The sequence below is a fragment of the Burkholderia singularis genome (genome assembly GCF_900176645.1).
In the GTDB taxonomy this organism is placed as follows: domain Bacteria; phylum Pseudomonadota; class Gammaproteobacteria; order Burkholderiales; family Burkholderiaceae; genus Burkholderia; species Burkholderia singularis.
The window spans coordinates 46,241-65,098 of sequence record NZ_FXAN01000051.1 but is presented as its reverse complement, the minus strand read 5'-3'; the positions used below and the strand labels follow the sequence as shown (position 1 = coordinate 65,098).

Here is an 18,858-nt window from a genome sequence, read left to right as displayed (position 1 = left end):
GCGGGGGTGCCCGGCCGCGGTGCCGGGCGGGCGGGTGGAGGTGTATGCGGCGCGCGCGAAGGCGTCGCTGTTCGCGGCAAGCTGGATCGGCGCGCCGTCGACGCAAACGAACAGCGCCGTCGCAACCACCCGCTACGTTCAGCCGACGATCGCAAACGCGTGGGGCGCGGCGTTCCCGGATCTGCTGCTGGCGTCCAGCCCCCAGCCGGCCGTCGAAGTGCCGCTCGATGCCGTCTATGACCAGATCAAGCCCGGCAGTTGGGTCGCGATCCGCCGCCCGGGCGTGAGCGGCGCGGCCGCGACGCTTCAGCCGGCCACCACGTTCCATGTGGTCGTCGATCTGCGCAGCGCCGCGCTCGCGACGGGCCCGGCCGCGTCCGCCGGCGGCAGCCTCAGCACCAGCCTGTCGGCGGCGACGGGGGCGGCCGCGCCCGCAGGCAGCGGTTTTGCCGCGAAAGTCACGGTGCTCAAGCTCGATCCGCCGTGGCTGAGCGATTTGACCGGGCAGTCCGCAGCCGCGTGGAACACGGCGGTCAATTCGACGGCGCTGCTGCGGGAAACCATCGTCTATGCGCAAAGCGAGGCGATGAAGCTCGCCGACGAGCCGCTCGACGCGGACGTGGGCGCGAGCGCGGTCGATCTGGCCGGGCTTTACGAAGGGCTCGAAGCGGGGCGCTGGGTGATCGTCTCGGGCCAGCGTACCGACGTGCCGCACACGAGCGGCGTGACGGCGAGCGAACTGGCGATGGTCGCCGGGGTCCGCCAGGGGGTCGAGGCGCCGGGCAGCATCGCGTGGCCGTTCGCCGCGCCGCCGTTCGCGACGATCTGTTATACGTCCGATGCCGACGTGTACGGCGACCGGCTCGTCGTCGGGACATTGCCGGACAATCAGCCGCCGAGCGCGAATACGCCGGGCGTGCCGTCGTTCTTCGACGGCATCGCGTTGCCCGCGACGCTCAATCAGCAGTATGCGGACCAGGTGCAGCTCGCCCCGGGCTTTTACGCGAGCGCGTATGTGCCCACGGCCGACGAGCGCGCGGGCAGCTTTGCATCGTTCGACGGGTTGCTCGTCGACCCCGTCACGCATATTCCCTATCCGGGCGGACAGTTGAACTGGGAGAAGGATCGCGTGTTCGCGTGGCGGATCACGACGCAAGCGCCGCACACCGTGCTTGATCTGGCCACGCCGCTCGCGTACACCTACGAGCGCGGCACGACGACGCTCTACGGCAACGTGGCCGATGCGACGCACGGCCAGAGCACTGGCGAAGTGCTCGGCAACGGCGATGCGACGGCGGACTTCCAGACCTTCGCGCTGCATCAGTCGCCGCTCACGTATTTGAGCGCGCCCACCGCGTCCGGCGTCGCGAGCACGCTCAACGTGCGCGTCAACGATCTGCAGTGGCGCGAACTCGGCGATCTGTCCGCCGCCGCGCCGCTGCAGCGCGCATACGTGGGGAGCGAGGACGACTCGGGCGTCACGTCGGTCACGTTCGGCAACGGCGCGCACGGCGCGCGCGTGCCGAGCGGCGTCGCGAACGTGAAGGCAAGCTATCGCTACGGGCTCGGCCGGGCCGGCAACGTTCCGGCCTGGTCGATCAGCCAGCTCGCGACGCATCCGCTCGGCGCGCAGGCCGTGGTCAATCCGCTGCCGGCCACCGGCGGCGCCGACGCCGATCGCATCGGCGATGCGCGGGCGAACGCGCCGGCGGCCGTGATGGCGCTCGAGCGGCTCGTGTCGGTGCGCGATTACGCGGACTTCGCACGCACGTTCGCCGGCATCGGCAAGGCGTCGGCCGTCAAGCTGTCGGACGGGGTGCGTGAGCTCGTGCACGTGACGGTGGCCGGCGTCGACGATATTCCGATCGACGCGACGTCCGACTTGTACGCGAACCTGCTCGCGGCGCTGCAACGCTATGGCGACCCGCATCTGCCCGTCGCGCTCGACGCGCGGCGCGTGCGGCTGCTCGTGATCGCCGCAGGCGTCGGGCTACAGCCGGACTACGCGTGGGAAGCGGTCGAGCCCGCGTTGCGCGCCGCGCTGCTCGCATGCTTCGGCTTTGACGCGCGCGCGCTCGGCCAGAGCGCCTATCTGTCGGAGGCCGTCGCCGCCGCGCAGCGCGTGCCCGGCGTCGCATGGCTCGACGTCACCTGCTTCGACAGCGTGCCCGACACGATGAGCGCCGCGCAGCTCGCCGCGCTCGGCAGCACGTTGCAGCTCAATACGTCGGTCGCGTCGTCGCCCGCCCGGGCGACGGCGGCGGCGAGCGGCCAGCGCGCGGCGATCGCGCCGGCCGAGCTGGCCTATCTCACCGCCGACCTTCCCGACACGCTGCTGCTCACGCAGCTCAACGCATGAGGACGCCATCATGACCCGCGATCCGGATTTTCTGTACGCGCTGGTGCCCGCCGTCTACCGGCTGCGCGATGCGCAGCAAGGCTATGCGTTGCGCGCACTGCTGCGCGTGATTGCGGAGCAGGCGATCGTGGTCGAGCAGGATATCGACGGCCTCTATGAAAACTGGTTCATCGAAACCTGCGCCGACTGGGTCGTGCCGTATATCGGCGCGCTGATCGGCTACACGCCGCTGCCGGGCGACGGCGCGGCCGCTCTCGCAGCGGCTTGCGGCTGCGGGGGCGCAGGGGATGGCGGCGGCTGTAGCGGTTGCGACGGCGGTGACGGTTGCGGCCATTGCGATTGCCGTGCGGGCGGCGCAACCTTCGCGACGGCGCCGTCCGCACGCCGCGAAGTCGCGAACACGATTCGCTACCGACGGCGCAAAGGCACGCTCGGCGTGCTCGACGAGATTGCGGCAGCCGTCGGCGGCTGGCCCGCGCACGCGGTCGAAGCCCGCCGCCGGCTCGCGCTCGCGCAGCATCTCGATTTTCTTCATATGCGACGCGGACGGCTTGCCGATCTGCGCGACGCGCCCGATTGGCGCGGCCCCGCGTTCGACCGGCGCGCGCGGACGGTCGACGTGCGGCGCATTGATTCGACCCGCACCCCGGGCCTTGCCAATCTTGCCGAAGTCGGCGTGTTCGTTTGGCGGCTGCGCGCTTACCCGGTGACGCAGGCGCCCGCTTACTGCTACGAAGAGGAAGGGCCGAATTGCTTCCTGTTCAGCGCGCTCGGCAACGACACGCCGCTGTACGTCAACCCCGCCGCGCCGGCGAATGCGCCGCGTCTGCCACTGCCGATCAGCCGCGACGCGCTCGAACAATCGGCCGGCATCGGCTCGGCGCCGGATGCGGCGCAAGCCGCGCCGCCAACGCCGGGCGAGCGCGCCGCGCCGCCGGTGCTCTACGGCCCAGAGGCGAGCGTGATGATCTGGACCAGCCCGCTGCCCGCGCCGGCGGGCGCTGGCCGCGCGGCCGCCTCTCGTCAAACGCCGGATTCAACGCCCAGTTCCTCCCCCGGTCAGACGCCCGTTTGGACGCCCGTCGATGCGAGCCGGATCATTGCCGCCGATCTGAGCGACTGGCGCTACCGGGTGCCGCCGGGGCGCGTCGCGCTCGATCCGGTGCTCGGGCGCATCGCGTTCGCGCCCGGCGACGCGCGCAGGCAGGCGGTGCGGGTTTCGTATGCGTATGCGTTCAGCACGGAGCTAGGCGGCGGCCAATACGCGCGCCTGCTCGACGACGCGCCGGCGGGCGCGGCCACGTACACGGTCGGGCAGGGCGGCGGGTTCGCCCGCATCGCCGACGCGCTCGCGCGCTGGCGCGCCGATGCGCCGCGCGACGCAGTGATCGAGATCGTCGACAGCGGCGTCTATGTCGAGCCGATCACGATTACGCTGCAAGCCGGGCAAAGCCTGCAACTGCGCGCGGCAAACCGCCAGCGGCCGGTGCTGCGCCTGCTCGACTGGCAGCCGTCCGCGCCCGACCAACTGGATATCGGCGGCGACGGGCCGAGCTGGTTCACGCTCGACGGCATCATCGTCACCGGGCGCGGCCTGCAAGCGGGCGGCGGCCTGTCCGGCGTGACGATCCGGCACAGCACGCTCGTGCCCGGCTGGGGGCTCGCTTGCGATTGCACCGCCAAGCGGCCCAGCGATCCGAGCATCGTCATCACCGGCGCGCTGCGCTGCGTGCGCATCGAGCGCAGTATCGTCGGCGCGATCCGGGTCGAGCGCGACGCGGTGCGCGTCGCGCCGTTACGGCTGGCCATTGCCGATAGCATGGTCGATGCGCTCGGCCGCGAACGGCTCGCCATCGGCGCGAGCGACACGCCATGCGCCGAAGTCGCGCTCGATCTTCGCTGCAGCACCGTCATCGGCCGCGTGAACGCGCATCAGATCGATCTCGCGGTCGACAGCGTGTTCGACGGCATCGTCACCACGTGCCGCCGCCAGAGCGGCTGCGTGCGCTTTTGCTACGTGCCGCCCGGCTCGCGCACGCCGCGCCGCCATGCGTGCCAGCCCGACGGCGTCGAGCGGGCGCTCGGCGAGCGCTATCTGGCCGGCGGCCTGACGCTTGCCGAGCGCGCCGCGCTGCTCGCGGCCGAACGCGTGCGCGTGGCGCCCGAGTTTGCGAGCGTGCGCTACGGCACGCCGCGCTACGGCCGGCTCGCGGACACCTGCGCCGCCGAGCTGCGCACGGGCGCGCACGACGGCTCGGAAATGGGCGCGCTGCATCATCTGCAAGAGCCGCAGCGCGCGGCACGCGTGCGCCTGCGCCTGAGCGAGTTCACGCCGGCGCAGACCGACGCCGGCATCGTTTTCGCAAGCTGAGAACAGAAAACAAGGAGAGCCCCGTGAAAGCCGACCTGACCCGCGTGAGTTTCGATCCGCTCAAGCATTTCAGCCGCGTCGTGATGCAACAGGGGCGGGTGCAGCTCGACGCCGATTGGAACGAGCAAGCCGATATCCTGCTGCATCTGCTGCGCACGATGGCGATCGACGGCTTCGGCCGCGCGGCAAGCCCGAACGGCGGCTTCGCGATCGCCGCGCTGCCGAACCATCCCGACGATTTCGAAATCGCCGCCGGCACGTATTACGTCGACGGCCTGCTGTGCGAGCTGGCGTCGACGCCGGTCGCGATTCTGAAATGGGATGCCGCGAACCGCGCGATCACCGTCGCGCAATGGTTCGTCGACGCGGCAAGCTACCGGGTGGGCCAGTATCTGCGGCTCAGCGACGATGCAACGCCGGCGACCAAGCCGCTCGTGGCGACCATCACGAAAATCGACTACCCGTCGCGACAATTGACGCTCGATATCGATATCGCGCCGCTGCAAAACGCCGCGCAGGGCCGCGCGCGGCGCCTCGTGACCTACCGCACCCAGCCCGACTGGCCCGCGCCGCCCGCGTTGCCGGCCGCGCCGTGCCAACTGTATCTCGACGTGTGGGAGCGGCTCGTCACGCCGCTCGAAGACAGCGCGATGCGCGAAGTCGCGCTCGGCGGCGCGGATACCGCGGCCCGCACGCACGTCGTCTGGCAGGTCAAGGCGCTGCCGATCGCGTCGGCCGGCACGCCCGTATGCGCTACGCAGCAGCAATTGCACGACAGCCTGCGCGGCGGGCTGCCAGGGCTGTTGCGCGCGCGCGTCGCGCCTGCCACGGCGTCGGCCGACCCGTGCACGGTGTCGCCGAGCGCGGGCTATCGCCGCGCGGAAAACCAGTTGTACCGCGTCGAGATCAACATCGGCAGCCAGAACGCGGCGGGCAATGCGCCGAGCTTCAAGTGGTCGCGCGACAACGGCGCCGCGATTTTTCCGGTGCTGGGCGTGCAAACGGCCGCCGCCACAACGACGGTCACGCTCGGCGATCTCGGCCGCGACGAGCGGTTCGGTCTTGCCGAGGGCGACTACGTGGAGCTGCAGGACGACGGCACCGTGCTGAACCAGGCGCCCGGCCAATTGCTGCAAGTGCAGTCGATCGATCGTGCGCGCTGCGTGGTCGTGCTCGCGGGCGCGCTCACGCAAAGCGTCGGCAACGATGCGTCGCTGCATCCGTTGTTGCGGCGCTGGGACCAGCGCGCGGGCGATCCGGCGCAGGGCGGATCGGACATCGGCCCGGACGGCGCGGTGAGCGTCAAACCGGGCACGCTCGCCGGCGGCGATGCCGTGTGGCTCACGCTCGAGGATGGCGTGCAGATTCTGTTCGAGGACGTGCCGGGCACGGTGTACCGGACGGGCGACTACTGGCTGATTCCGGCGCGGGTGGCAACGGGCGATGTGCTGTGGCCGCAGGAGAGCGCGCCCGACGATCAGGGCAACGCCGTCAGCCATCCGGCCGCCGTGCCGCCGCACGGCATCCTGCACCACTATGCGCCGCTCGCGCTGATCACGGCGGCGGGCGGCGCAATGAAGCTGACGCCGTGTTCGACGGGAAAGCCATGAGCGGCGCGGCGACGTATTGCGCACGGGCGGCCGCCGGCCGCCGCGCGGCGGCGAGCGGCGCAGTGAAACGTGCGAGTCAGGCCGGTCCGCGGCGGGGTTCAAGCCGGCTGCTTCGGCTGCTTGTTCGGCCGCTTGACGCGGCGGGCGACGGTGAAACCAGGGCGGTAGCACGGGCGTTCCTGAAATAGCCGAACGGATGGCGGCACGCGGCGGGCAGGCCCCAGCGCCGCTCGCCGGTCAATCTCCGAGCAGCTTCAGCCCCGCCGGCAGCGATTCCCCGAACGCCCGTCCGGTATCCGCGTGATCGAGCGTCACGACCTCGCGCACCATCCGGCTCCACGCCTGCGGCGCATTGGCTGCCGTGAGCCGCCGCACGACGGTGTCGCGCGCGTCGAGTGGCAGGTCGCTCGAGCGGTCGCCCGTCATCCGAGCGATCTGCGCGGCGGCGAACGCGGCGGGTTCGACCTTCCTCCAATCGAGCGCGAGGATCGCGTCCAGCCAGCGGCTCGCGACCTCGGGCGGCACGATGCCGTGCGCGCTGCCGTACAGCGGACGCCGCGCGCCGATGCGCCCGATCGCCCACCAGCACTGGAGGTTCTCGGCCGGCCGCTGCAGCCGCGCGAGCAGGCGCTCGCCGAGTTCGATCTTGCGATCGACGGCCACGCGCTCCAGCGACGCGGACAGCCGGACCATGTCCATATCGCCGATCTTCGCCGGATCGAACGGCAGCTTGGGCCGCTTCGCGCGGGCCGCGTCCTGCAGCCACGCCATCGCATCGAGCACCTGATGCTGCGCGTGCTCGTCGAGCCCGCCCGCCGCGCGGCGCCACAGCGTCCACCATTCCGACCAGACGCGGCCTTCGTTCACGTACTGGATGCCGTCGTCGAACAGTGTCCAGAGCTGCGCGACGCGCCAATCGTCGAGCGGATAGCCGAAGCCCGGGCGCACGCAATAGCCGGCCAGATTCAGCCAGACGCGTTCGTGGTCCGCCGAGCGCCGGCGCCGGCCGTGACGCTCCCACAGCGCGCCGAACAATTCGCGCAGAGTGGCGATGTCCCAGCTTTCGCGCGGCCCGAGCAGTTGTTCGAGCTGCGTGCGCAGCCGCCCGGTCTCCTTGCGCTCGACGTTCGCGAGGCGTGCGCCGAACGACCGGTCGATCCATTCGATCGCCTTGTCCAATTGCGCACGCGGGACCGCCGCAGGCGCGCGAGAGGCGTCCTCGGCATCGGCGGCGCGCTCGCGCCGCAGTTGGAATTCGAGGTGCCAGCGTTGCGATGGGTCGTCGGTGGCGATGCAGTGCATGTCGAGCGTGCCGACTTCGGTCAGTGAAGTCGTCAGCCTGACGCGCTGCTCGCGAGCGCGATTCGCGTCGCGCTGCCCGACGACGGCCGCCACCGGCGGCAGGCGGACGAATTCGCCGGCCGTCAGCTCAGCGAGTTCGCCGGGCCGCCACGCGCGATCGGCGACGGTCGACGCGAGATGGAAGCGCACCGGCTGGCCGAGCTGCAGCGCGAACACGCGATCGTCGAGGCGCACCTCGCGGCCTTCGTCGGTGCCGCGCGGCAGCACGCATACGCCGCGCGGTGCGCGCGCGGCGTCGCCGTCGTTATCGCTATCGTCGAGCACGAGAAAGTAGCTGCGCGGCGAGCCGCCGCCGATACGCGGCGCGTGCCCGGCGCGGGCAAGCGCATACGCCACCGCGCCGCGGGCGACGGCCACGTCCGGATGGTCGTTGTTCAGCACCTGCAACGGCTTGCCGCGCCAGCCGCCGAGCACGCCCGCGAGCCGCCCGGCAAGCGTCGTCGAGCGAAACACGCCGCCGTTGAGCAGCAGCGTATCGGGGATCGGCACCGCTGCGTCGGCGCACGCGGCGGCATCGGCAGCCGATGCGTCCGGCGCGCCGAGCGCATCGCGCGATTGGGCGGCCAGCCGGTTCAGGAACGCAGCGATATGCCGCGTGACGGCCGCATCGGCGGCATAGGGCAGGCCGAACTCAACGAGCGCCGCGCGCGAGCGGCGCGGCAGATCGTGCGCGTCGCCGGCCGGGAAAAATCCGTCGACGACGATCCGCTCGGCTTCGGCGCGGCTCAACTGTGCCGTGCGCGCGCCGCCGACGAGCCGCGAGCCCGAGCCGAGCAGCGTGATGCCGACCGAATCGGGCGGCTCGTCGCCGAGCAGACGCTCCTTCGCCGCGCGGCACCGCTCGACAAGCTGCGACAAACTCGCCGCCGACAGGCGCACGCCGTCCTGCGCGATGCGCGTCTCGACGAGACGCGCGAGCGCGAGATCCATGTTGTCGCCGCCGAGCATCAGATGATCGCCGACGCCGATGCGCGTCAATTGCGGCTCGCCGCCGTCGATCCGCACCTTGATCAGCGTGAGATCGGTGGTGCCGCCGCCGACGTCGCACACCAGCACGAGCCGCGTTTGCGCGAGCGATTCGCGCAACGTCGCGCGATGGCGGTACAGCCAATCGTAGAACGCCGCCTGCGGTTCCTCCAGCAGGCGTAGCGCGGGCAGCCGCGCAAGCCGCGCGGCCTCGAGCGTGAGCGCCCGCGCGCCGTCGTCGAACGACGCGGGCACCGTCAGCACGACGTCCTGATCCTCGAGCGGCGCGTGCGGAAAACGGCGGTTCCATGCGGCGCGCACATGCGCGAGGTAGCTCGCGCTCGCGGCCACGGGCGACACTTTGTGCTCGGCATCGGCCGCGCCCCACGGCAGAATCGGCGCGAGCCGGTCGACCGCCGCGTGCGACAGCCAGCTTTTCGCGCTGGTCACGAGCCGCCCCGGCACCTGCGCGCCGAGCGAGCGCGCCAGCGTGCCGATCACGGCGGGCGGCGGGGCGTTCGCACCGCGCGCGGCGTCATTTTCACCGTGCTCGCCGTGAGCATCGGCGTCGCGCCACGGCAGCCTCAGCGCGCCGGGCGCGAACTCGTCCGGCGCAGGGTGATAGCGCGCGGACGGCAGCAGCGGCCGCGCACCGACTTCGCCCGGCGCGACGAGCTGCTCGACGTCGAACACGCGAATTGCGCCGCCCGCCGCCTCGGCATAGGCGACGACGGTGTTGCTCGTGCCGAGATCGATGCCGACGATGAATGGTTTCATCGCTCAGGCGTTCGCGCCGCCGCGCACGTCGAACTCCACCTTCCAGCGTTCGTTCGTGCCGCTCGGCACCGCTTCGAGTTCGAGCGTGCCGGCCTCGGTGACGCGCGCGTGCAGCTTGACCGGCACGATCTCGCCGGGCGTGCGCCCTTCGGGCGGCAGCGTGGCTTCGATCTGCTCGAGTTCCTGCAACTCGTCGGCAGACCAGAAATCGAGCAGCGTGCCGACCTGATCCTGGCGGCGCACCGACGAGCCGAAAAACCGGAATTGCACCGGCTCGCCCACCACCAGGCCGAATTCCTGCGGCGGCAGCGCCGCCTCCGAACCTTCCTCGATGCCGAACGGCGCGACGCAGAGGGCCTGAATCGGCGGCTCGAGCCCCGGCACGGCCGGCATGGCCGATTCGACCGCGACGTAATACGCGCGCGCCGTGCCGCCGCGAATGCGCACACCCTTGCCGCGCTTCACGTAACCGTAGTAGGCCGCGCCGCGCGCCACCGCGAGATCGAAATCGGCGCCGCCCAGCAGGCGGGCCGGCGCCGCGCCCTCGGCCGCGAGCCAGCCGTTGAGCGTGCCGAGCACGCGCTCGACGAGCAGCGATGACTTGAACACGCCGCCGTTGAACAGCACGGCGCTCGGATGCAGAAAGCTTGCCGACGCGGGCTGCGCGTGCTGCAAGCCGTCGAGATCCGCGAGCGCGGCAACCTGGCGGCCGAGGAACGCCGCGAGGTGCCGCGTGATGCCCGCGTCCTGCGCGTAGGGCAGGCCGAGCTGCGTCAAGCCCGCGCGCGTGCGGGCAACGGGCCGCGCCGCCGCGTCGACCTGCGGTAAGAAGCCCTCCAGAATCGTCTGCGTCAACTCGGCGCGAGTCAGCTCGGTGCGAATCGAGCCGCCGATCAGCTTCGAGCCGCGGCTCGGCACGACGAGCGGCACCGCGTCCGCCGACGGATCGCCCAGCAGCGTTTCCTTCGCGCCGCGGCATGCGTAGGTGAGCGCGCGCAACTGCCACGGGTCCGCCTGCGTGCCTTGCGCGGCCAGCTTGCGCGCGACGACATGCGCCAACGCCAGATCCATGTTGTCGCCGCCGAGCAGGATGTGCTCGCCCACCGCGACGCGGTGCAGCTCGAGGTTGCCGTCGCGTTCGACGACCGCGATCAGCGACAAGTCGGTCGTGCCGCCGCCGACGTCGACGACGAGGATGATGTCGCCGACTTTCACCTCCTTGCGCCATGCGCCGCCGCTTTGCTGGATCCAGCTATAGAGCGCCGCTTGCGGCTCCTCGAGCAGCGTCATGCGCGCGCAGCCCGCCGCCTGCGCGGCCTCGGCGGTCAATTCGCGCGCGGCCGGATCGAACGACGCGGGGATCGTGACGGTAATGTCCTGCTGATCGAACGGCGCGTCGGGATGCGCGTGGTTCCACGCGTCACGCAGGTGCGTCAGATAGCGCGCCGAGCTGTCGAGCGGCGACACGCGCGCGACTTCCGGCGGCGCATCGCTCGGCAGGATGCCGGCGCGGCGATCGACGCCCGGATGGCACAGCCAGCTCTTCGCGCTCGACACGAGACGAATCGGCGTGCCCGCGCCGCGGCTGCGCGCCAGTTCGCCGACCGCGAAATCGCGCTCGGCCGCCCACGGCAGCGCGAGATCGCCCGGCGCAAGCTCGTCCGGGTGCGGCAGATACAGAAACGACGGCAGCAAAGACGGCGACTCGAGTGTGCCCGGCGCGACCAATTGCGTGATCGGCAGCACGCCGAGATGAGTTTTCTCGCCGTCGCTGGCCGTGAGATCCACGTATGACAGCGCGCAATGGGTGGTGCCCAGATCGATGCCGATCGAATAACGCGGCTCGTTCACAGTTCCACCTCCGCCGGCGCGATGATCGTCGCGTCGTGTCCGTTGTTGAGCTTGGGCAGCCTCACCGCGTCGACGCGCCAGCCGCGATGGCCGATGCTGCCGTGAAACGGCGGCTTGCCGACGACGTTGCCGGTCAGGCGGATCGCGGCGGCGTCGAACCCTTCGGGAATCGTCACGCGCGTGCCTTCGGCCTCGTCACGCACCGGGCGAATCGTGAAGTGCTCGCGCAGCGCCTTGCGGCAGCCGTCATGGACTAGGCGCGCCGCGGCGCCGATATCCGCGTCGGCGTAACCGGCAATGTCTTCCTCGACGAAATCGATCAGGCGCGCGTCGCGCTGCAGCAGCGCAAGCAATTGCAGCGCGGCGTCCGGGCTGGCTTGCACGATATCGGCGGGCGCGGGCGCAGCCGCGGCGGGTTGAGCGGGCGTGACGGGCGCGGCGTCGGGTGCAGCGGCGTCGGCTTCGCCGTCGCGCAGCCGGCGGGCGCGGCTCGCGAGCGCGCGATCGCCGAGCACGGAAAAGAATAGGCCGAAGGCAAGTGACAGCCTGCCGGCAAATGAAATGTTCGGTTCGGTCATCGGAAAAACTCCATTGGGCCCGTCGGTGACGAGCTATCGCGCCGGCCCCGGAACGAACCGGGCCCGCCGGCGGCGGGCCTCGGTCCGGCCCGCTCCGGCCTCTCGTCCATCCGGGCCGGGCAGCGCAAAACCTCTATTTTGCCTTGATCTGATGCTGAGCCGGTTGCCGCGCGCATCGGCACGCCCGTTCGCGCGGATTTCCACGTCCGCGCGCGGGCGATGCCGGCCGCGTGCATTCGGCTCCCCGGCCCGGATTTCGGCCCGGATCCGCGCAGCGCTACGCGGCGCTGGGCAGGCGGCGGCATGCGGCGCGCTGTCGCATGCCGCCGCGCCGTGCGGCAAAGCGCACGCCGGCAGCCGGCGCGTGCGGCGCGCCGCCGCGCGGCCTTGCGCTTCACGCCGCGGTTTGCCGGCCGCGCCCGATCGGATATCTTCACGCGTATCGAGCCGACACCCCGGAAGACCAACATGAAGAATGCATTGACCATCGACGATCTCAAAGCCTGCGCGCGCCGCCGCGTGCCGAAACTGTTTTTCGATTACGCGGACAGCGGTTCGTGGACCGAGGGCACTTACCGCGCGAACGAGACGGATTTCGAGGCGATCAAGCTGCGCCAGCGCGTGCTCGTCGACATGAGCAACCGGTCGCTCGCGACGACGATGGCCGGCCAGAGCGCGTCGATGCCCGTCGCGATCGCGCCGACCGGTCTGACCGGCATGCAGCACGCAGACGGCGAAATTCTCGCCGCGCAGGCGGCCGAGGCGTTCGGCGTGCCGTTCTCGCTGTCGACGATGAGCATCTGCTCGATCGAGGACGTCGCCACGCACACGGCAAAGCCGTTCTGGTTCCAACTGTACGTGATGAAGGACCGCGATTTCGTCGCGGCGTTGATCGAGCGCGCGAAGGCGGCGCGCTGCTCGGCGTTGATCGTGACACTCGATTTGCAGATTCTCGGTCAGCGGCACAAGGATCTGCGCAACCGCCTGTCCGCGCCCCCGAAGCTCACGCCGCTGCATTTGTGGCAGATGGCGCGTTGCCCGCGCTGGTGTCTCGGCATGGCGCGCACGCAGCGCCGCTCGTTCGGCAATATCGTCGGGCATGCGCGCAACGTGTCGGATTTGTCGTCGCTGTCCGCGTGGACCGCCGAGCAGTTCGATCCGCGGCTGTCGTGGCGGGATATCGAATGGATCAAGTCGCGCTGGAACGGCAAGCTCATTCTGAAAGGCATTCTCGACGAGGACGATGCGCGCGCCGCGGCCGACAGCGGCGCGGATGCGCTGATCGTATCGAACCACGGCGGGCGTCAGCTCGACGGCGCGCCGTCGTCGATCAGCATGCTGCCGCACATCGTCGATGCCGTGGGCCAGCGCATCGAGGTCCATCTCGACGGCGGCATCCGCTGCGGGCAGGACGTGCTCAAAGCGCTCGCGCTCGGCGCGCGCGGCGTGTATATCGGCCGGCCGTTTCTGTACGGGCTCGGCGCGGGCGGGCGCGACGGCGTCACGCGCGCGCTCGAGATCATTCGCAACGAACTGGATATCACGATGGCCTTGACCGGCAAGCGTCTCGTCACCGACGTCGACCGGTCGGTGCTGGTCGATAGGCGCGCAACGCAGGCCGATGGCGCATCGCGTGCGTGACGGACACACTCGGCGCTTAACGACATGCCGAGACACACCGAGGCACGGGCCGGCCGCAGCCGGCGCGTCCGACGCCGATCGAATCGACCTGCGCCGCTCAATAGCCGCTCAATACGCCGCTTCGCTGCCGCCGCCGGTGACGATCGCGACGCCGGAGCTTGTGCCGAGCCGCGTGGCGCCGGCCTCGATCATCGAGATCGCGGCCTCGCGATCACGCACGCCGCCGGACGCCTTCACGCCCACGTCAGGCCCGACGGCACGGCGCATCAGCGCAACGTCCGCAAGCGTCGCGCCGCCGTGACCGAACCCCGTCGAAGTCTTCACGAACGCCACGCCGAGGTCGCGGCAAAGTTCGCAAACGCGCACTTTCTCGTCATCGCTCAGCAAGCCCGTCTCGAGAATCACCTTCAGCGGCACGGCGCCGCAGGCCGCGTGCACGGCCGCGATGTCGGCCTTCACGTCGTCGAGGCGGCCGCTCTTGAGCGCGCCGAGATTGATCACCATGTCGATTTCGCCGGCGCCCGCCGAGATCGCGGCCGACGCCTCGAACGCCTTCGCGGCCGACAGGCTCGCGCCAAGCGGAAAACCCACGACCGCGCACACCTTCACGCCGGTGCCGGCCAGCTCGCGTGCGGCAAGCGCGACGTTGGCCGAATTCACGCAGACCGAGTAGAAACGATGCTCAGCGGCCTCGCGGCAGAGCGTGCGGATCTGCGCGTCGCCGGCGTCGGCCGCGAGCAGCGTGTGGTCGATCATGTGGGCGAGCTGGGCAGGGGAATACGACATGTTTCAGGACTCCAAAGGGCCGTGCGGCAGCGCGCCGCGCGGCAAAGTTGATGTTTTCATAGCGGTTTGTTACAAATACGGCATTTCTGCCGGGCCCGCGCACCCGGCCCGACGAGCGACAGGCGGACAACGGACAGGCATGGAAACCAAGAAAAGCGAGCGGATCAAGACATTGATGAACATGCTGCAAGGACAGAACGCGATCCACCTGCGCGAAGTCGCCGAGCTGTTCGACGTATCCGAAATGACGATCCGCCGCGATCTTGCCGACAACCCGCACGGCCTGAGCCTGATCGGCGGCTATGTCACGCGTCATTTCGCCGCGCAGCGCAGCGACATCGGCGAATACCTGATCAGCACCGAGAACAACCGGCAGATCGAGGAGAAGCGCCGGATCGGCAAGCTTGCCGCACAGTTCGTGAAAACCGGCGACACGATCTTCGTCGATTGCGGCTCCACGACGCCGTTCATCATCGACTTCATTGCGGACGATCTCGAATTCACGGCCATCTGCAATTCGCTGAACGTGTTTGCGAAACTGCAGCAAAAGCCGCATTGCAGCGTGATTCTGTGCGGCGGCGTCTATCATCGCAAGAACATGGTGTTCGAATCGGCCGCGGAGGCAAGCATTCTCGATACCGTGCGGGTGTCGAAAGCCTTCATCTCGGCGGCCGGCGTCAGCGACCGCTGCGGCGTCACCTGCTTCAATTTCCACGAAGTCGACGCAAAACGCAAGGTCATGCAGCGCGCGCAAAACCGCTTCCTGCTCGTCGATCATACGAAATTCGACGAAGTGCGTGCTGCTTACTTCGGCGAGCTGGCCGATTTCAACTACGTGATCTGCGACGGGCAGTTGAGCCGCCATTACGAAACGGCGATTCGCGCGCATGGCATCGCGCTCGTGACGTAACGCGAGCGTGCGGTATCCAGCATCACGCATCGCGACGTGCCATGCAATCGCGCACACCGGCCGCGTCCAGATAACCAGTGACGACCTCGAACACGCGCGTTTGGGCGGGCGCGAGCACGGCGACGTGGCCTTTGCGGCGCTCCGCTTCGTAGCCTTCCGGCTCGCATGTCGACGGCAGCGCGAACGCGGCAACCTGCTGGTCCGCATTGTGCAAGATCCAGCGCGTCGCATACGGAAACTGGTCAGGGCGATAGGCGGTGTGGAATGCGCCGCCGTCCGGATGCACGAGCAGGAAGTGCGCGACGCCGTTCGCATCCGTTTGCACATCCCGCATGAAAAACACGATTTCCGGATCGTACAGCGCGGGGGCATCGAGCGTGTCGAGCCGCTCGGGCGCGCGCGCCAGCGCGGCCATGTAGTCGCGCCACGCGGCGGTCGGCTTCACGTGCGCCGGCACGCTTTCGCGCAGCCGCAGCCCGCCGTTCGGCAGCCACTGCACGAACCGGCCGCCCGGCACATACGCGTGGTTCAAGTGCGCCATGTACATCAGATCCATCGGCACGCCGCCCAGGTTGGTCACTTCCATCCGGATCCGCATGCGCGCATCGTGCTCCCCGATGCGCACCGACGCGCGCGCGACGTAATGGCTGCCGAAGCCCTGCACGTATTCGTATTCGCCCGTCACCTCGACGTAGGCGCCGTGCGCATCGGCACCGACGATCATGCCGGCCCGGTCCATCGGCGCGCAGGGCATCTCGCCGTGCAGCGCGTGCGTGTCGTGCGGGCCGGGGCAGCCGTTGCGCAACATGCCGCTATGAAACATGAAGCAGCCGTATGTATCGATGATCGACGCGGCGCGCCTCGGTTGCCGGAACATATGCTTCATCGTCAAATCGCGGCCGTCGAACGCAGCCGCCCAGATCATCTGGCCGAGATACGGCAGCACGACGATATGCCCGCGCCGGTTCTCGAGCCTCAGCGCCTCGACGCCCGACGGATACGCGAACGCGGTCGCCGTGAGCCCGTCGGTCCGGTATAGCGCGCGCGGCGTGTCGCGGAAGTCTTCGCGGCGCAGTTCGATCTCGCCTCGCATGATCAGGCTCCCGAGGCGTTGCGGGTGTCGGCAAGCGCGCCGGGCATGGCCGCCGGCAGATGGCGCAGGCAATGGAAGCCGTAGCAGACGATCACGACGAAGCACGCGAGCGGCACGACGAACGCAAGCTGCATATTGCCGCCCGTATGATCGGAGATCAGCCCTTGGATCAACGGCACGACCGCGCCGCCGACGATGCTCATCACCAGAATCGAGCCGCCGTACTCGGTATCGTTGCCGAGGCCGTCGATCGTGAGCCCGTAGATCGTCGGCCAGCACGGCCCGAGGAATACGCTGACGCCGACCGCAGCATACACGGCCGTCATGTTATGCACGCTGATCGTGTAGGCGAGCAGCGCGATGCACAGCAGCCCGTAGGCGATCAGCACTTTCGCCGGGCCGATGCGCTTCATCACGAACGTCGCGATCAGTTTGCCGACGAAGAACGCGAAAAACGTCGCGAGCAGGTAGCGCGACGCGTCACGCTCGGAAAGCTGGCCGATCTGCATCGCGAGCCGGATCGTGAAACTCCACACGCCGACCTGCGCGCCGACATACAGGAACTGCGCGAGTATGCCGGCAACGAAGCGGCGGTTGCCGGCAAGGCGCGCCAGCGTGCCGAGCACATCGGCCCGGGGCGCCGCCGCGCGCGGGCCGTTGCCTTTGCATGCCGGGTAGGGCGTGAGCGCGAACACGACGAACACCACCGCGAGCACGGCGATCAGCCATTTGTACGGCTCGAGCGTGGCCTGGATCATCGCGAGCTGATGCACGCGCGCCTGGGCGGCCGACATCGCGGCAAGCTGCGCGTGCGACGCGTCGCCCTCCTTGAAGATCAGGAAGCTGCCCATGTACACGCCGGCCATCGCGCCGAACGGATAAAACGTCTGCGAGATATTCAGACGCCGCGTGCCGGTTTCGCGCGGCCCCATCAGCGTCGAATACGAATTCGCCGCCGTTTCGAGAAACGACAGACCGGCGGCGATGACGAACAAGGCGGCGAGAAACATCCCGTATTTCGCCATCGACGCGGCCGGAAAGAACAACAGGCAGCCGAGCGTGTAGCACAGCAGGCCGACGAGGATCGTCGTCTTGTAGCTGAATTTCTTCACCACGGTGGCAGCGGGGATGGCCAGGAAGAAGTAGCCGAGATAGAACGCGGACTGCACGAACGCCGATTCGAAATCGGACAGGAAAAAAGACTTCTTGAATTGCGCGATCAGCACGTCGTTCAGGTTCGCCGCGGTGCCCCATAGCGCGAACAGGCAGCAGAGCAGCGTGAACGCGAACACGGGGGTGCGGTTCAGATAATAGCCGTCGGGCGAGGGTACGATGCTGGCGCGTTTCATGGGTGTCTCCTTCCCGGGAAGGGTCGTTTTGTCGGTTTTTGTCGGGCTGGTTGGCTTGCGCCGCCGTATTTAGAGACCGGCGTCGCGGATAAAACGCTCGAAAGTCGCGGCGTTCGCGTAAGACTTTTGCGTGCCGAAACCCGTGACCGAGTGCGCGGCATACGCGCAGGCGTAACGCATCGCGGCCGCCACGTCGCGCGATTCGGCGTAATAGCGCGCGAAGCAGCCAATGTATGCGTCGCCCGCGCCGGTGGTGTCGCGCGCGTCGACCGGCACGCCGGGCACATGCCGCGCGCCGTCGCGCGACACGTGCAGCGAACCCTTGTCGCCGAGCGTGACGATCACGTGCTTGAGTCCGCGCTCGATAAGCGACCCGGCCGCACGTGCGGCCGCATCCGGCGAATCGACCGGCATGCCGGATACGATCGCCAGCTCGGTTTCATTCGGCACGAAGAATTCGACTGAGCGGATCCGCTCGAAATCGAGATCGGGCACGGCGGGCGCCGGATTCAGCAGGACCGGGATGCCGTGCCGCGCGCCGAATGCGATCGCGTGATAGACCGTTTCGAGTTCGATTTCGAGCTGCAGCACGATCAAACCGCATTCGGCAAGCTTCGGCGCGGCCGCGTCGATGTCGGCCGGCCGCAGATGGCGGTTCGCGCCCTTGACGATCAGAATGCTGTTGCTTGAATCCGGCTCGACGAAAATCGGCGCGACGCCGCTCGGCACGCCGGGCACCTTGCGCACATACGTCGTGTCGATGCCCGCACGCTCGAGATTGCGGATCGTGTTGTCGGCAAATACGTCGTCGCCGACGCTTGTCACCATCACGACAGGCGCGCCGAGGCGGGCGGCCGCGACGGCCTGATTCGCGCCCTTGCCGCCGCAGCCGAGTTCGAAGCTCGGCGCTTCGAGCGTCTCGCCGCGCGCCGGCATGCGGGTGACGTAAGTCACCAGATCAACCATGTTGCTGCCGATGACGGCGATTGTCTCCATCTGTCTTCCTTGGCTTGGCATGAGGGGCAAGCCGGCTCATGAATGAACCGTTATCTCGATGAATGATAATAAAATCACATTTCATGTGAAAATACAATCATTATTCATCGATCGGATGGCGGTGGCGCGTGGCGGACCGTGCGGCGAATAGGAGAAACCCGCGGATATGCACACGGTGCGATCCGATTGAAGCTTGCCGGGATGACCCG

General features: G+C 69.1%; 12 protein-coding genes. 5 read left to right on the top strand and 7 right to left on the bottom strand.

Annotated elements, in window-relative coordinates:
• The 3 genes from BSIN_RS10925 to BSIN_RS10915 form a co-directional block, all read left to right on the top strand.
• Positions 1-2,359: putative baseplate assembly protein (locus BSIN_RS10925; protein ID WP_143757411.1), on the top strand; the 2,359-nt coding region annotated here is incomplete at its 5' end.
• Positions 2,360-2,369: 10 nt separating this feature from the next.
• On the top strand, positions 2,370-4,730 hold the full coding sequence (locus BSIN_RS10920) for a hypothetical protein (RefSeq protein ID WP_089340510.1): 2,361 nt from the start codon (positions 2,370-2,372) through the stop codon (positions 4,728-4,730).
• Positions 4,731-4,753: 23 nt separating this feature from the next.
• Positions 4,754-6,340, top strand: coding sequence for a DUF6519 domain-containing protein (locus BSIN_RS10915; protein ID WP_089340509.1), 1,587 nt, complete (start codon positions 4,754-4,756; stop codon positions 6,338-6,340).
• Positions 6,341-6,577: 237 nt separating this feature from the next.
• On the opposite strand, the gene BSIN_RS10910 is transcribed toward BSIN_RS10915, so the two are convergent.
• The 3 genes from BSIN_RS10910 to BSIN_RS10900 are packed head-to-tail and all read right to left on the bottom strand — an operon-like array spanning position 6,578 to position 11,874.
• Positions 6,578-9,445, bottom strand: coding sequence for an Hsp70 family protein (locus tag BSIN_RS10910; protein WP_089340508.1), 2,868 nt, complete (start codon positions 9,443-9,445; stop codon positions 6,578-6,580).
• A gap of 3 nt (positions 9,446-9,448) precedes the next feature.
• Positions 9,449-11,296: an Hsp70 family protein gene (locus BSIN_RS10905; RefSeq protein ID WP_089340507.1), complete on the bottom strand. Its 1,848-nt coding sequence runs from the start codon at positions 11,294-11,296 to the stop codon at positions 9,449-9,451.
• Positions 11,293-11,874, bottom strand: coding sequence for a DUF2760 domain-containing protein (locus BSIN_RS10900; RefSeq protein WP_089340506.1), 582 nt, complete (start codon positions 11,872-11,874; stop codon positions 11,293-11,295). Before BSIN_RS10900 ends, BSIN_RS10905 begins: the two co-directional genes overlap by 4 nt.
• 468 nt (positions 11,875-12,342) lie before the next feature.
• Here BSIN_RS10900 and BSIN_RS10895 point away from each other — a divergent pair, with 468 nt between their 5' ends.
• Positions 12,343-13,515, top strand: coding sequence for an alpha-hydroxy acid oxidase (locus BSIN_RS10895; protein WP_089340518.1), 1,173 nt, complete (start codon positions 12,343-12,345; stop codon positions 13,513-13,515).
• A 108-nt stretch (positions 13,516-13,623) separates the two neighbouring features.
• Here BSIN_RS10895 and deoC read toward each other — a convergent pair whose 3' ends face one another.
• Positions 13,624-14,301, bottom strand: a complete 678-nt coding sequence (deoC, locus tag BSIN_RS10890) for a deoxyribose-phosphate aldolase (protein WP_089340505.1) — start codon at positions 14,299-14,301, stop codon at positions 13,624-13,626.
• 139 nt (positions 14,302-14,440) lie between these two features.
• Here deoC and deoR point away from each other — a divergent pair, with 139 nt between their 5' ends.
• Positions 14,441-15,211, top strand: coding sequence for a DNA-binding transcriptional repressor DeoR (deoR, locus tag BSIN_RS10885; RefSeq protein WP_089340504.1), 771 nt, complete (start codon positions 14,441-14,443; stop codon positions 15,209-15,211).
• Between the two features lie 22 nt (positions 15,212-15,233).
• Here the strand turns inward: deoR and BSIN_RS10880 are convergent, their stop codons facing one another.
• The 3 genes from BSIN_RS10880 to rbsK all read right to left on the bottom strand — a co-directional run bounded on the left by BSIN_RS10880 (position 15,234) and on the right by rbsK (position 18,649).
• Positions 15,234-16,304 (bottom strand): aldose 1-epimerase family protein, encoded by a 1,071-nt coding sequence (locus tag BSIN_RS10880; protein WP_089340503.1) that lies wholly within the window; start codon positions 16,302-16,304, stop codon positions 15,234-15,236.
• A 2-nt stretch (positions 16,305-16,306) separates the two neighbouring features.
• Positions 16,307-17,653 carry an L-fucose:H+ symporter permease gene (gene fucP / locus BSIN_RS10875; RefSeq protein ID WP_089340502.1) on the bottom strand — a complete coding sequence of 449 codons (1,347 nt, stop codon included), beginning with the start codon at positions 17,651-17,653 and terminating at the stop codon, positions 16,307-16,309.
• A 69-nt stretch (positions 17,654-17,722) separates the two neighbouring features.
• Positions 17,723-18,649 carry a ribokinase gene (gene rbsK, locus BSIN_RS10870; RefSeq protein WP_089340501.1) on the bottom strand — a complete coding sequence of 309 codons (927 nt, stop codon included), beginning with the start codon at positions 18,647-18,649 and terminating at the stop codon, positions 17,723-17,725.
• Positions 18,650-18,858: the final 209 nt, after the last annotated feature.

What these genes read in the sequence shown, in the direction of transcription:
- BSIN_RS10920 (WP_089340510.1), top strand. Translation starts at nt 2,370, where the DNA reads ATGACCCGCGATCCGGATTTTCTGTACGCGCTGGTGCCCGCCGTCTAC.
- BSIN_RS10910 (WP_089340508.1), bottom strand. Translation starts at nt 9,445, where the DNA reads ATGAAACCATTCATCGTCGGCATCGATCTCGGCACGAGCAACACCGTC.
- BSIN_RS10900 (WP_089340506.1), bottom strand. Translation starts at nt 11,874, where the DNA reads ATGACCGAACCGAACATTTCATTTGCCGGCAGGCTGTCACTTGCCTTC.
- BSIN_RS10895 (WP_089340518.1), top strand. Translation starts at nt 12,343, where the DNA reads ATGAAGAATGCATTGACCATCGACGATCTCAAAGCCTGCGCGCGCCGC.
- deoC (WP_089340505.1), bottom strand. Translation starts at nt 14,301, where the DNA reads ATGTCGTATTCCCCTGCCCAGCTCGCCCACATGATCGACCACACGCTG.
- deoR (WP_089340504.1), top strand. Translation starts at nt 14,441, where the DNA reads ATGGAAACCAAGAAAAGCGAGCGGATCAAGACATTGATGAACATGCTG.
- BSIN_RS10880 (WP_089340503.1), bottom strand. Translation starts at nt 16,304, where the DNA reads ATGCGAGGCGAGATCGAACTGCGCCGCGAAGACTTCCGCGACACGCCG.
- fucP (WP_089340502.1), bottom strand. Translation starts at nt 17,653, where the DNA reads ATGAAACGCGCCAGCATCGTACCCTCGCCCGACGGCTATTATCTGAAC.
- rbsK (WP_089340501.1), bottom strand. Translation starts at nt 18,649, where the DNA reads ATGGAGACAATCGCCGTCATCGGCAGCAACATGGTTGATCTGGTGACT.